Source organism: Agrobacterium tumefaciens (assembly GCF_013318015.2).
GTDB lineage: Bacteria > Pseudomonadota > Alphaproteobacteria > Rhizobiales > Rhizobiaceae > Agrobacterium > Agrobacterium tumefaciens.
The window spans coordinates 1880125-1892700 of sequence record NZ_CP115842.1; the positions used below are offsets into that span (position 1 = coordinate 1880125).

Below are 12576 nucleotides of genomic sequence, written 5' to 3' on the forward strand. Positions count from 1 at the left end.
GTATCTTTCGCCTCTTGACACAGAGTAGGGAAGTCGTGCTAATACGCATTAACAGCTAATACGTATTAGCAATCAACGAGTGTCGGGGAGGGCATTGCGTGACCAGCCATAAACGCCTTACTCAGAACGATATTGCGAAGCTTGCCGGCGTCAGTCAGGCAACAGTATCGCTTGTTTTGAACGGCGCGCCGACCGCGATTGCACGTATCCCGGCTGAAACACGCGAACGCGTACAGGCGGTCATTCGCAAGACGGGTTATGTCGCGGACCCGATCGCGCGCCGCATGGCCAAGGGGCTCAACCGCATCCTCGGCGTCTTCACCTACGAGCCTGCTTTTCCAAGCGCACAGGCGGACTTCTTTACGCCGTTCCTGTTGGGCATCGAGGAAGAGGCGCAACAGCAGGCGTACGATCTTCTGCTGCTGACCAGTGCCGGCGTCGGCAACAACCGCAAGATTTTTTCCGAGGGCAACAGGCTCCGGATCGCCGATGGCTGCCTGGTCCTGGGCCGTGAATTCGACCGCAAGGAGCTTACCCGGCTGGTCTCGGAAGATTATCCATTCGTGGCGATCGGCCGACGCGACGATGCTGGCGGGCCCGTGCCCTATGTTGGCGGCGACTATGCCGCGGGCACACGGCAGCTTGTTGAAGATGCCATGATGCTCGGGCATTCCAAACTCGCCTATATCGGCCCTGCGGGTCCGGCGGAATCGATTGCCGACCGCTGGCGAGGTTTCAGTGATGCGCTCGGCACGGCGGCGACGCTTGCATTGCACATAAAGGCGGTAAACCGGCCTGCCGAAAAGATCCTCGATGCAATCATCGAAAGCGGCGCGACGGTGGCATTTTTCATAGAACTGGCGGATGCGGTGCGCGTCGAGACTTTGGCACGGGAGCGCGGAATTGGGGTGCCCGACGTGTTTTCGATGGTCGTGCTTGGCAGCCATATTCGTGCCGGCCGCAGCCCGGTGCGTTTCACATCCTATGAAATTCCCCGTGAAGAGATGGGCCGGCAGGCGACTGCAATGCTGGTGAACCGCATCGAGACCGGCAGCCCGGGAAGTCAAATTCTACTCAAGTGCCAACCCGTCAAGGGTGAAACATTGGGTCCGGCTCCAGTGGCCTCCCCAGATAAGTCCCCAGTCAACAAAACGGATGAGACGACGTGAAAGAGATGCAAGCAGACATTCTTGTGGTCGGTGGTGGCCTTGGCGGCGTGGCGGCGGCGCTCGGTGCCGCACGCGCCGGAAAGCGCGTGATCATGACCGAGGAATATGACTGGATCGGCGGTCAGTTGACCAGCCAGGCCGTGCCATCGGACGAACATAGCTGGGTCGAGCAGTTCGGTATCACCCGCTCTTATCGCGCACTACGCAACGGCGTGCGCCAATATTACCGCGACCATTATCCGTTGACGGAAGGCGCCCGCTCCTGGAGTGACCTCAATCCGGGTGGCGGCTGGGTCAGCCGCATCTGCGCCGAGCCGCGCGTGAGCCTTGCGGTGATGGAAAGCATGCTTATGCCCCATATCGGTGCCGACCGGCTGACGGTGCTCAAGCCCTATCGGCCGGTTGCTGCCGATGTGGACGGCGATAGGGTCCGCGCGATCACCGTGCGGCATCGCGACAGCGGAGCGGAGATCGTCATTTCCGCCGACTACATTCTTGATGCCACCGAGCTTGGCGATCTGTTGCCGATGACGGGCACGGAATATGCCAAGGGGTTCGAGGCGCAATCGGACACGGGTGAGCCCAGTGCGCCGGCCAGCGCCCAGCCTGATAATGTGCAGGCCGTGTCGATCTGCTTTGCAATCGATCATGTCGACGGCGATCAGACGATCGACAAGCCTGATAATTACGACTACTGGCGCAAGTACGAGCCGCATTTCTGGGGTGGGCCGATGCTCGGTTTCACCGCGCCGCATCCGCGCACGCTGGAACACACGACCCGCTCCTTCACGCCCAATCCGGACGACGATCCGTTGCTGGTTGATGCCGACCAGCGCAAGGGCGGTGGCGATGAAAACCTCTGGATTTTCCGTCGCATCGCGGCACGCAAGAACTTTGCGCCAGGTTTTTATAAATCCGACATCTGCCTCGTGAACTGGCCGATGATCGACTACATGGACGGCACCATCATCGATGTGTCGGAAGAAGAAAAGGCGCGGCATCTGAAGGCGGCGGCCGAACTTTCCTATTCGGTGTTTTACTGGTTGCAGACCGAAGCGCCGCGCCTTGATGGCGGACAGGGCTTTCGCGGCCTGCGCCTCAGAGGCGATATTACCGGCACCGAACACGGCCTTGCCATGGCGCCGTATATCCGGGAAAGCCGCCGCATCAAGCCGGTCACGCGCATCGTCGAACAGGATCTTTCCTACACGGTTCGAGGTGACAGGGGGGCTGTCCGCTATCGCGACAGCATCGGCATCGGCATGTACCGCATCGATCTGCACCCATCGACCGGTGGCGACAACTATATAGATGTGCCTTCCTGCCCGTTCGAGATTCCGCTTGGCGCACTCATACCCGAGCGCGTGAAGAACCTCATTCCGGCGGGCAAGAACATCGGCACGACGCATATCACCAATGGCTGCTACCGCCTGCATCCAGTCGAATGGAATATCGGCGAAGTGGCTGGAATGCTGGCGGCCTATTGCCTGGAAAAAGGTCTCACACCGCATCAGGTGCAGGAAGACGATGACCATCTTCATGCCTTCCAGACGGCGCTAACCCGCGAAGGCATTGAAATACGCTGGCCGGATATCGCGGCCTATTAGGACGGCGGACTGTCGTTTGATCGAACCCATCTTTGGAGGAGGACTGGGAATGAATAGTCATTGGAAAATGCAAACCACGGCCTGCGCGCTGGCCCTTATCGGCTCGTTTGCGCTGGCAGGGGCAGCGGCGGCGCAGGATGCGGCGGTCAAGCTGCGCATGACGATCTGGAGTGCCAACGAGGCGCATCTAAAGCTGTTCAACGACATCGCAGCCGGCTTCAAAAAGGACCATCCAAATGTCAGCGTGACCTATGAGTCCCTGCCTTTCGACACCTATACCACTGCGTTGACGACCCAGATCGCCGGTGGCAACGCCCCTGACATGGCCTGGATTTTCGAGACCTCGGCCTATGATTTCGTGAAGTCAGGCGCGCTATATCCGCTTACCGACACGCTGAAGGCCGCACAGGGTTACAATCTCGACGAAGTCAGCGCCGGGGCCACGGAACGCTGGTCGCAGGACGGAAAGCTCTTCGCCTATCCGTTCTCGACCTCGCCCTTTGCGGTCTTCGTCAACAATGATCTCATCAAGGCTGCAGGTGCAAAGACGCCGGCGGAGATGATCGCTGCCGGCGAATGGACCTGGGAAAACGCCATCGCGACCGCCTCGGCGGTCGCGAAATCCGGCAAGGGCGGGCTTGTCGTCCGCGACTTCAATTACCAGAGCTGGCAATATCTGACCTCCGTGTGGAACGGCTGGGGCGCATCGCCCTGGAGCGCGGATGGCGCAACCTGCACCATGTCGGAAAAGCCGATGGCGGATGCGGTGTCGTTCATCCATGATGCCATCTTCAGCAAGAGGGCCATGCCCGGCCCCGGCGAGACGGTCGATTTCTTCGCCGGTAATGCCGCGATGACCATTACCCAGATCAGCCGGGCCTCGCTTTTGCCGAAGGACAAGCCTTTCGGCTGGGACCTCGTGCCGCTGCCAAAGGGACCTGCCGGTGAATACGCGCTGATCGGACAGGCCGGCATCGGCGTCATGCAGTCCGGCAAGAATGCGCAGACGGCGGCCGAATTCGTTGCTTACATGACCAATCCGGAAAATTCGGCAAAGCTCAGCCAGTTCTTCCCCTCGGCGCGCAAGTCGCTGTTGAATGCGGAGGTGTTGAAAAAAACCAATCCGTTGCTCAGCCAGGAACAGATCGAAAAGGTCGTCATATCAGGCATCGCCACGGGCAAGGTCATGCCCGGCCACACCGGCTTTGCCCAGATCCAGCAGATCGTGCGCTCAAACCTCGACGCGGTCTGGCGGCCGGAGGCCGATGTCGCGGGAGCGCTTCAAAAAATCTGCGGCCAGATCGCGCCGCTCCTGAAGCGCTGAGGAGAAAGCCATGGCTGTCGCGCAGGAGATTACCCGTCCCCGGCATCGCCCTGCATCGGCGTTCTGGACCATCGCGCGGCGCGACAGTCTTGCTGGCTTTCTGTTCATCGCCCCGCAACTGATCGGGATCATCATCTTCGTGCTGATCCCGCTGGGGCTAGTGTTCTGGTATTCGCTGCATGAGTGGAACGTGCTCGCCAATACCTTCACCTATACCGGTGCGCAGAACTACCGGATGCTCATCGAAGATGGCAATCTTCTGGAGGTGCTGGGCGCGACCGGGATATTCTCAGCCGGCCTCGTCGTGTTCAACATGTCGCTGGCGCTGCTGCTTGCCGTGCTGCTCAACCAGAAGCTTGCCGGCATAGCGATATTCAGAACGCTGTTCTTCTCGCCCGTCGTCGTGTCTCTGGTTGCCTGGACGATCGTCTGGGGTTTCCTGCTGCAGAAGAACGGCGGCATCAACGGCATGTTGCTGATGGTCGGCATCGAAGGCCCCAACTGGCTGCGCGAGGAGACGACAGCGATGATTTCGGTCATCGTCGTACAGGTCTTCAAGAATGTCGGGCTCAACATGATCCTGTTCCTGGCGGCACTTCAGGGCGTGCCGAAGGAACTCTACGAGGCCGCCCGCATCGACGGCGCGCCAGCCTTCAAACAGTTCCGTCGCATCACCCTGCCGCTGATCAGCCCGACGATCCTGTTGACCTCGATCATCACCATTGTCGGCTCGTTACAGGTTTTTGCTCAGATTGCGGTTTTGACCCAGGGCGGGCCGGGTCTGTCGACCACGGTGCTGGTCTACTACCTCTATCAGCAGGCCTTCCAGTTCCATTTCTTCGGTTACGGCTCGACGCTGTCCATCCTGCTGTTTCTGATCGTTGCCGTGCTGACCTTTGCCCAGTGGCAGATGCGCAAGAGGATCGTCTTTTATGAAAGCTGACCTTTCCCCCCGCATGCAGGTGGCGCTCTACGGGTTGCTGTGCGTGCTGCTTGTCCCCTTCGTCTTTCCAACCTGGTGGATGGTTACCTCGTCCATCAAGCCCATAAGCGACATCTTCGCCTTCCCACCGCAGCTCATACCGCAGAGCCACGACTGGACGACCTATGCGAAGGTGTTCGAGTTGCAGCCCTTCGTGCGGCAATATTGGAACTCCGCCTACATTGCCGCTGTGGTGACGATCGGCACGATGATCATCTCCTCAATGGCAGGCTATGCCTTCGCACGGATCCGGTTTCCGGGCGCCAATGTGATCTTCATGATCGTGCTGCTTGGCCTGCTGATCCCGTCCGAAGTGACGATCGTGCCGCTCTTCCAGATGTTCCTGAAGGCAGGCATGGTCAACACCCACTGGCCGCTGATCCTAGTGCCGATTTTCGGGGCGCCAAGCGTGTTTGCCACCTTCGTCATGCGGCAGTTTTTTGTGACGCTGCCGGGGGAACTGGAGGAGGCGGCACGCGTCGACGGTCTTGGACGTTTCAAGATATTTCGCAAGATTGCCTTGCCCTTGGCAAAGCCGGCGCTTGCTTCGGTCGCGATCTTTACGTTCCTGCATTCCTGGAACCTGTTCCTCGAACCCATCGTCTTTCTCTCCAGCGCCGAGATGTTCACGCTGCCGCAGGCGCTGACGCAATATACCGACGCCTATGGCGGGCCGATGTGGAACATCCAGCTTGCCGCAGCGACGCTGACTGCGCTGCCCGTGCTCATCGTCTTCGTGATTGCCCAGAAGCAGTTTGTCGAAGGCCTCGCCCATACCGGCCTCAAGGGCTGAAGAACCGGAAACCGATTGATGGCTCACGTTACTCTCTCCGACATCCGCAAAAACTATGGCGCGGTCAAAACCATTCACGGCATCGATCTAGCCATTATGGACGGCGAGTTTGTTGTGCTTGTCGGGCCTTCCGGCTGCGGCAAGTCGACCCTTTTGCGGATGATAGCCGGTCTCGAAACGATTACCGGCGGTGAGCTCAGGATTGGCGAACGGGTCGTCAACGATCTCGATCCCAAGGACCGCGATATTGCCATGGTATTCCAGTCCTATGCCCTATATCCGCATATGACGGTGGCCAGCAATATGGGCTTTTCGCTGGAGCACCGCGGTTCCAGCAAGCAGGAAATTGCTGAAAAGGTGAACTGGGCAGCGGATATTCTTGGCCTTGCGCAACTGCTCGACCGTTATCCGCGCCAGCTTTCCGGCGGCCAGCGCCAGCGTGTTGCGATGGGCCGGGCCATTGTTCGCAATCCGCAGGTGTTCCTGTTCGATGAGCCCCTGTCCAACCTTGATGCGAAGTTGCGCGTCGTCATGCGCGGCGAGATCAAGGCGCTGCACCAGAAGCTGAAGACCACCACGATCTATGTGACGCACGACCAGGTCGAGGCGATGACGATGGCCGACAGGGTCGTGGTTCTCAATGGCGGCAGGGTCGAGCAGATCGGCACGCCGCTCGAACTTTACGACCGCCCGGCAAATCAGTTCGTTGCGGGCTTCATCGGTTCGCCATCGATGAACTTCCTGACAGGCGCGATAACTGAAAGAGGTTTTGAAACGGCAGGTATCGTGTTGCCCTTGCCAGTTTCCGCGGCCGGCTTCGTCGGCAAACAGGCCGTTTACAGCATCCGCCCGGAACACTTCCTGCTTGATGCCGGCGGCGTGCCTGCCGAGATAATGCTGGTTGAACCATTAGGATCGGAAACGCAGGTCACCATGAAACTCGGCGGTTCCAAGGTGCTCGGCGTCTTTCGGGAACGTATAGGGCAGGCAGTCGGCGACAGCATCATGGTCTCGCCGACGCTTAACTGCGTTCATCTGTTTTCGAGTGAAGACGGAGCACGGCTGAACTGATCACGAGGCCCTCTGCCTCTTGCGCGGGCCGAGGGCCTGATCAGATACTGGACTGCCAGGGAAAACCTCGCAGTCCAGCTGTTCCAATGGCTCACCCCATGACGGCTTTCAAAGAAAGCTGCTTTCGAAGAGTTCGCCTGAATAGGCCGCGTGGGTGATGCCCGCTTCAAGATCGGCCTTGGTCAACTCATCGACGAAGACACCATTCTGCATGACCAGAACGCGGTCGCACATATGGGCTATAACCGACAGGTCGTGGCTGACGAGAACGAAGGTGAGGTTCTGCTCGTCGCGCTGATCGGCCAGCAGGTTCAGGATTTCCGCCTGAATGGAGACGTCGAGAGCGGATGTCGGCTCGTCGAGAAGCAGGATCGGCGGCTCGAGGATAAGCGCGCGGGCGATCGCAACACGCTGACGCTGGCCTCCGGACAGTTCGTGCGGGAAGCGCTCGGCAAAATGCGCGGGCAGGCCAACCTGCTGCAGCGTGGCCGGAACCTTCGACCAGCCGTCACCAAGCCCCATGGAGCGGATCGGTTCGGCAAGAGCCCGGCCGATGCGGTGGCGCGGGTGCAGGGAACCATAGGGGTCCTGGAACACCATCTGCGCAAGCTTCAGCTCGTCGCGGCTACGCACTTTGCCTACAGGCTTGCCTTCGAAAGAGATCGATCCGGTCCAGCCGGATTCCAGGCCGGCAAGCGATCGCAGCAATGTCGACTTGCCGCAACCGCTTTCGCCAACGATGCCGAGTGTCTCGCCTCGGCTGACCCGAAAGCTGACGTCGCGCACGACGTGATTGCGGGTTTCCTTCGTGCCGTAGACGACATCCAGCTTGTCTACCGTGATCATCGCATCACCTCCGCATCGATTGCCTGGCGATCCAGCACCTTGAGGCGCCGGACCGGATTGCGGGGATCGGGCATGGCCGCGATCAGGCCCCGTGTATAGGGGTGTTGCGCATCTTCGAGCTTGGAAAGCGTCTCCACGACGCGTCCGCCATACATGACCAGCACGCGTTCGCAAAAGGCCGCGACCATGCGGATATCGTGACTGATGAGGATGAGGCCCGAATTGTTTTCGCGCACCATCTCGTCCAGAAGCAGAAGGACATCCTTGCGGACGCTGACATCGAGTGCTGAGGTCGGTTCGTCGGCGATGACCAGCTTGGGTTTGGCAAGCAGCATCATGGCGATCATCACGCGCTGTCCCATGCCGCCTGAAATCTGGTGGGGATAAAGCCCCATCACGCGGTCAGGATCGTTGATGCGCACGCGCAGCAGCATGTCGCGCGCGGCATTTCTGGCGGCCTTGCCCTTGAGGGCCAGATGCAGCTCGGCCGCTTCCGCCACCTGCTTTCCGATCGGCAGGACCGGATTGAGGGAATAACGCGGGTCCTGCATGATGAGCGCCATCTCGCTGCCGCGGATCGCACCCATCTGGCGCTCGGATTTTTCAAGCAGCGGTTCGGAGAGGAAATCCATCCGTTCTGCCGTCACCGTGGCGCTCTTGGGCAGAAGGCGCATGGCGGCACGACCGGTTGTGGACTTTCCGGACCCGGATTCGCCGACGATACCGACACGCTCGCGTCCAACGTCGAAGTTGACATTGGAGACGGCGGGGATGGCGTTGCGGCCAAAGCGAACGTTAAGATCGCGGACCGAAAGAATGGGAGAGCTATCAGGAACGGGCATGACGCGGATCCAGTAGGTCGCGCAGCGTATCGCCAGCGATGTTGAAGGCAAGGCTCGTCAAAAGGATCGCGATGCCGGGCATGACGGCGACCCACCAGTAATCGAGCATGAATTTACGGCCGCTGGAAATCATCGCCCCCCATTCGGGAAGCGGCGGCTGCGCGCCAAGACCGAGGAAGCCAAGCGAGGCGGCCGTCAGGATGATACCGGCCATATTCAACGTCAGTCTGACGATGACCGAAGGAATGCACATCGGCGCGATATAAAGAAACAGGATGCGCATCGGCGAGGCCCCGTAGAGGCGTGCGGCCGCAACATAGTCGGTGTTGCGCACGACCAGCGCTTCGGCCCGCGCCAGACGCGCGATGGGCGGCCAGGCGGTCAGCGAGATCGCGATGATTGCGGTGCCGAGACCGGCTCCCATTGCAGCAGCAAAGGCAAGTGCCAGAACGAGCGAAGGGAAGGAAAGGACAATATCGGTCGCGCGCATCAGAATGGCGTCGGTTCTGCCGCCGAAGAAACCGGCCATGACACCGATTGCAAGGCCGATAGGGCCGACGATGACCGAGACCGACAAGACGGTCTGGATCGTGATGCGGGTGCCATAGACGAGGCGGCTGAAAATGTCTCGGCCAAATTCGTCGGTTCCCGCCAGATGCGCCCAGCTGGGAGGCTGAAGCGCATTGTCGAGCACCTGGCGCACCGGATCATATGGCGCAATCAGGGGAGCGAAAATGGCAACCACGACCAGAATGGCGAGAATGGCAAAGCCGAACATTCCAAGCGGCTCGTCGCCAAGCTTCCGCAGCGTCCGCGCCGTCGTTGTGGATATCCGAGACAACGCGCTGCGGCTCCGCACGGGAGTGTTCTGAGTTATATCGGTCATCGAGCGACCTCCCGTGTCCGCGGGTCAAGCGTGGTGTAGGCCACGTCTGCGAGGAAGTTGAGCATCATGAAGATGAAGCCGATGACGATCGTGGCTGCGAGGATCGCATTCATGTCACCAATAAGCAGTGCATTCGTCATGTATTGTCCGATGCCGGGCCAGGAAAAGACGATTTCGGTCACAACGGCGCCTTCCAGCAGGTTGCCATAGGAGATGGCGAGAACGGTGATCAGCTGCACCGCGATATTCGGCAGTACATGGCGGGTTACGGTGCGCGCCGGGCTGACGCCTTTCGCACGCGCCGCAATCACGTAATCCTGGCTAAGCTGTTCGAGGGTGAAGGCGCGGGTCATGCGGGTAATGTAGGCCATTGCCATATAGGCAAGGATGATCGCCGGCAGCATGATATGCGCGAGCGCATTCCAGAAAATCTCTGTCTCACCTGCGAGAAGAGTGTCGACCAGCATCAGCCCTGTTCTCGGCTCCACGAGGCCTTCGTAAAAGACGTCCACGCGACCGGGCCCGGCGACAAGGTTGAGATTCGCATAAAAAATCACGAGCCCGACGATACCGAACCAGAATACGGGTATCGAATGCCCCACCAGCGCAAAGACACGTGCGAACTTGTCGATGAACGTGTCGCGAAACAGGGCCGCGGCGAGACCGAGCGGGACGCCGATGACGGTGGAGATGATGATTGCCAGCGTTGCAAGCTCAAGCGTCGCCGGGAAGGCTTGCGCCAGGTCCCGCGTTACCGGGTTTCCGGTCAGGATAGCTATACCGAAATCGCCGTGCAGCAGGCCGCGGAGATAGATGAAAAACTGCTGGTAGAGAGGGAGATCAAGCCCAAGCCGAGCCCGCATGGCTTCATAGGCCTTGGGATCTGCAAGCTCACCGACGATTGCCCCGACCGGATCGGTCGGCATCACCCGGCCAATGATGAAGGTGATGCAGAGCAGGATGAAGAGGCTGACGACAAGTTGCAGGAAGCGATGTCCAAGCCCGCGCAATGAAATTTCAGTCATCGCAAATCGCACTTCCACGAGAAAACGCTGTCAGCGATGCCACTTTTTGAACGGCTCGCCGCAGACGAGCAATTCTACCCTGCAAAAACTTTTGATGGTACTTCATCCCAACTCCTCCCTGAGCTAACATGAAAACATATGACGTAACGCCACGTCATCATATGAGTAACGAAGGGATTCGTTTTCTGCAAGAGGGAAGAGTGGCATGATGGGCGATAGGGAAAAGCCGCGGGAGCGGCGGGCACAACAGATCATCGATAATCTCAGTGCAGAAATTCGCAGTGGAAAACTGAAGAACGGCGATCAGCTTCCCACGGAACCGCAGCTTGAGCGCACCTACGGCGTGAGCCGCACAGTGGTTCGCGAGGCGATCGCGGATCTGCGCTCTTCCGGCTATGTCATTCCCATCCATGGCAAGGGCGTGTTCGTCAGCAATGTCAGCGAGTGGGCGGGTGTGAAGCTGACGCAATCCGAAGTTGGCACAATTGCAGAAACGCTGGAAATGCTTGAGTTTCGGCTCGCAACCGAAGGCGAAGCAGCGGCAATTGCCGCCTATCGCCGCACAGCCCAGCAGGAAGCGGCAATTTCCGCAGCCCATCGGAAAATGGGCCGGGCCATCGATGCGGGCGAAAGCACCGTCAGTGCCGATTACGAGTTTCACACGGCCATTGCGATAGCGACCAACAACCGGTTCTATCTCGAGGCACTGCGCCAGTTCGGGTCACGCTCGATACCGCGCGGTCAGTTTCCAACCCTGCCGGAGACGGGCGACGCGGATTATCTGCGCAAAGTGCAGGCCGAGCATGAGGCAATCCTGCGCGCCATCGTAGAGCAGGATCCGGATGCCGCGCGGAAAGCCATGCGCGATCATATGCTTGCGAGCCAGCGTCGATACAGGTTGCTTTCCGAGGCGCAATAGCATCTCGACACTCATCTTATTTCGTGCGATGTCATATGATGACTAGCATGGAGTGAGGAGAGAATCGATGTATGTCGGCACCCAGGTGACAGCGCGCGATGACGAGGATTTCAAGGTTTGGGCGCAGCTTGGCGTCAAGAATATCAACGCCGATCCGCCTGGTGCACCCGCAAGCTGGACCTTTGAGGATTTTGAGCGCCACCGTGACAAGGTCGAGAGCTTTGGCCTCGTGCTCGACATGGTGCAATTGCCGTTGCCATCAAGGCCGATCGAACAGGCATCGTTTCCCGATATCCTGCTTGCCGGGCCAGAACGCGACCGGCAGATCGATGCCGTCTGCAGAATGATTGAGGATATCGCCAGGGCCGGCATCCCGGCGGCGAAATATAACCTCAATCTCATCGGCATCCCGCGTACTGAAATGGAGCGCGGGCGTGGTGGTTCGCTCAATGAAGCCTGGCGATGGGACAAGGCGGACCATGATGCGGCTCCGGGCCTTGCCGGTGTTCTATCCGAGGACGAAAACTGGGAACGCATCGACTATTTCCTCGAACGCGTGGTGCCGGTTGCCGAAAGCAACAAGGTCCGGCTCGCCTGCCATCCGCATGACCCCTACACCCCGCCCGGCTACAAGGGTGTCACCCGGGTGCTCGGCACCGTCGAGGGCTTGAAGAAATTCGTGCAGATGCGGGAAAGCCCTTATCACGGACTGAATTTCTGCCAGGGATCGATCGGCGAGATGCTCGACAATCCGCGCGAGGAGATCGACGAGATCATCCGCTGGTTTGGCAGCCGCGACAAGATATTCAATGTCCATTTCCGCAACATCAGCGGCGGCAAGCTGTCTTTCATGGAAACGTTTCCCGACGAGGGTGACATGGACATGGTCCGTTCGCTGAAGCTCTACCATGAACTCGGCTATCGCTACATGATCATGCCCGATCATGTGCCGACGATTGCGGGCCGCGATCCCGTCGGTGTCGCCTTTGCGTTTTGCTACGGCTACATCGCCGCGCTCATCGAGGCGCTTAATAACAACCATCTTTGACTGTTTCAGGCCGGTTGGCGCACGTGGCGCTGCCGGCTTGCAATTACCGATCTGTAGGAGGAGC

12 protein-coding genes are annotated in these 12576 nt (G+C 59.4%); 8 read left to right on the plus strand and 4 right to left on the minus strand.

Annotated elements, in window-relative coordinates:
• Nucleotides 1-98 precede the first annotated feature (98 nt).
• From G6L97_RS21990 to G6L97_RS22015, 6 genes are read left to right on the plus strand one after another with little or no spacing between them, the layout of a single operon-like run.
• The gene (locus G6L97_RS21990; protein WP_025594973.1) at nucleotides 99-1169 is read left to right on the plus strand and encodes a LacI family DNA-binding transcriptional regulator; all 1071 of its coding nucleotides are present in this window, start codon (nucleotides 99-101) and stop codon (nucleotides 1167-1169) included.
• A 5-nt stretch (nucleotides 1170-1174) separates the two neighbouring features.
• Nucleotides 1175-2776, plus strand: coding sequence for an FAD-dependent oxidoreductase (locus G6L97_RS21995; protein WP_035200336.1), 1602 nt, complete (start codon nucleotides 1175-1177; stop codon nucleotides 2774-2776).
• Between the two features lie 49 nt (nucleotides 2777-2825).
• The gene (locus tag G6L97_RS22000; protein WP_035200339.1) at nucleotides 2826-4100 is read left to right on the plus strand and encodes an ABC transporter substrate-binding protein; all 1275 of its coding nucleotides are present in this window, start codon (nucleotides 2826-2828) and stop codon (nucleotides 4098-4100) included.
• Nucleotides 4101-4110: 10 nt separating this feature from the next.
• Nucleotides 4111-5043, plus strand: a complete 933-nt coding sequence (locus tag G6L97_RS22005) for a carbohydrate ABC transporter permease (RefSeq protein WP_035200341.1) — start codon at nucleotides 4111-4113, stop codon at nucleotides 5041-5043.
• A complete protein-coding gene (locus tag G6L97_RS22010; protein WP_035200343.1) occupies nucleotides 5033-5875 on the plus strand; it encodes a carbohydrate ABC transporter permease in 843 nt (280 codons plus the stop codon). The genes G6L97_RS22005 and G6L97_RS22010 overlap by 11 nt, the downstream gene beginning before the upstream one ends.
• A gap of 18 nt (nucleotides 5876-5893) precedes the next feature.
• Nucleotides 5894-6946, plus strand: a complete 1053-nt coding sequence (locus G6L97_RS22015; RefSeq protein WP_035200345.1) for an ABC transporter ATP-binding protein — start codon at nucleotides 5894-5896, stop codon at nucleotides 6944-6946.
• A 108-nt stretch (nucleotides 6947-7054) separates the two neighbouring features.
• Here G6L97_RS22015 and G6L97_RS22020 read toward each other — a convergent pair whose 3' ends face one another.
• Genes G6L97_RS22020 through G6L97_RS22035 form a run of 4 tightly spaced genes read right to left on the minus strand, consistent with a single transcriptional unit; the run spans nucleotide 7055 to nucleotide 10545 of the window.
• Nucleotides 7055-7792: an ABC transporter ATP-binding protein gene (locus G6L97_RS22020; protein ID WP_035200346.1), complete on the minus strand. Its 738-nt coding sequence runs from the start codon at nucleotides 7790-7792 to the stop codon at nucleotides 7055-7057.
• Nucleotides 7789-8634, minus strand: a complete 846-nt coding sequence (locus G6L97_RS22025) for an ABC transporter ATP-binding protein (RefSeq protein ID WP_025594967.1) — start codon at nucleotides 8632-8634, stop codon at nucleotides 7789-7791. The genes G6L97_RS22020 and G6L97_RS22025 overlap by 4 nt, the downstream gene beginning before the upstream one ends.
• Nucleotides 8621-9520, minus strand: a complete 900-nt coding sequence (locus G6L97_RS22030; protein ID WP_013761140.1) for an ABC transporter permease — start codon at nucleotides 9518-9520, stop codon at nucleotides 8621-8623. Before G6L97_RS22030 ends, G6L97_RS22025 begins: the two co-directional genes overlap by 14 nt.
• A complete protein-coding gene (locus G6L97_RS22035) occupies nucleotides 9517-10545 on the minus strand; it encodes an ABC transporter permease (protein ID WP_004431168.1) in 1029 nt (342 codons plus the stop codon). The genes G6L97_RS22030 and G6L97_RS22035 overlap by 4 nt, the downstream gene beginning before the upstream one ends.
• A gap of 205 nt (nucleotides 10546-10750) precedes the next feature.
• Here G6L97_RS22035 and G6L97_RS22040 point away from each other — a divergent pair, with 205 nt between their 5' ends.
• Both G6L97_RS22040 and G6L97_RS22045 read left to right on the plus strand, forming a co-directional pair.
• Entirely contained in the window at nucleotides 10751-11464 is a 714-nt protein-coding gene (locus tag G6L97_RS22040) for a FadR/GntR family transcriptional regulator (RefSeq protein WP_004431172.1), read from the plus strand.
• Between the two features lie 67 nt (nucleotides 11465-11531).
• Nucleotides 11532-12512 carry a mannonate dehydratase gene (locus tag G6L97_RS22045; RefSeq protein ID WP_013761138.1) on the plus strand — a complete coding sequence of 327 codons (981 nt, stop codon included), beginning with the start codon at nucleotides 11532-11534 and terminating at the stop codon, nucleotides 12510-12512.
• Nucleotides 12513-12576: the final 64 nt, after the last annotated feature.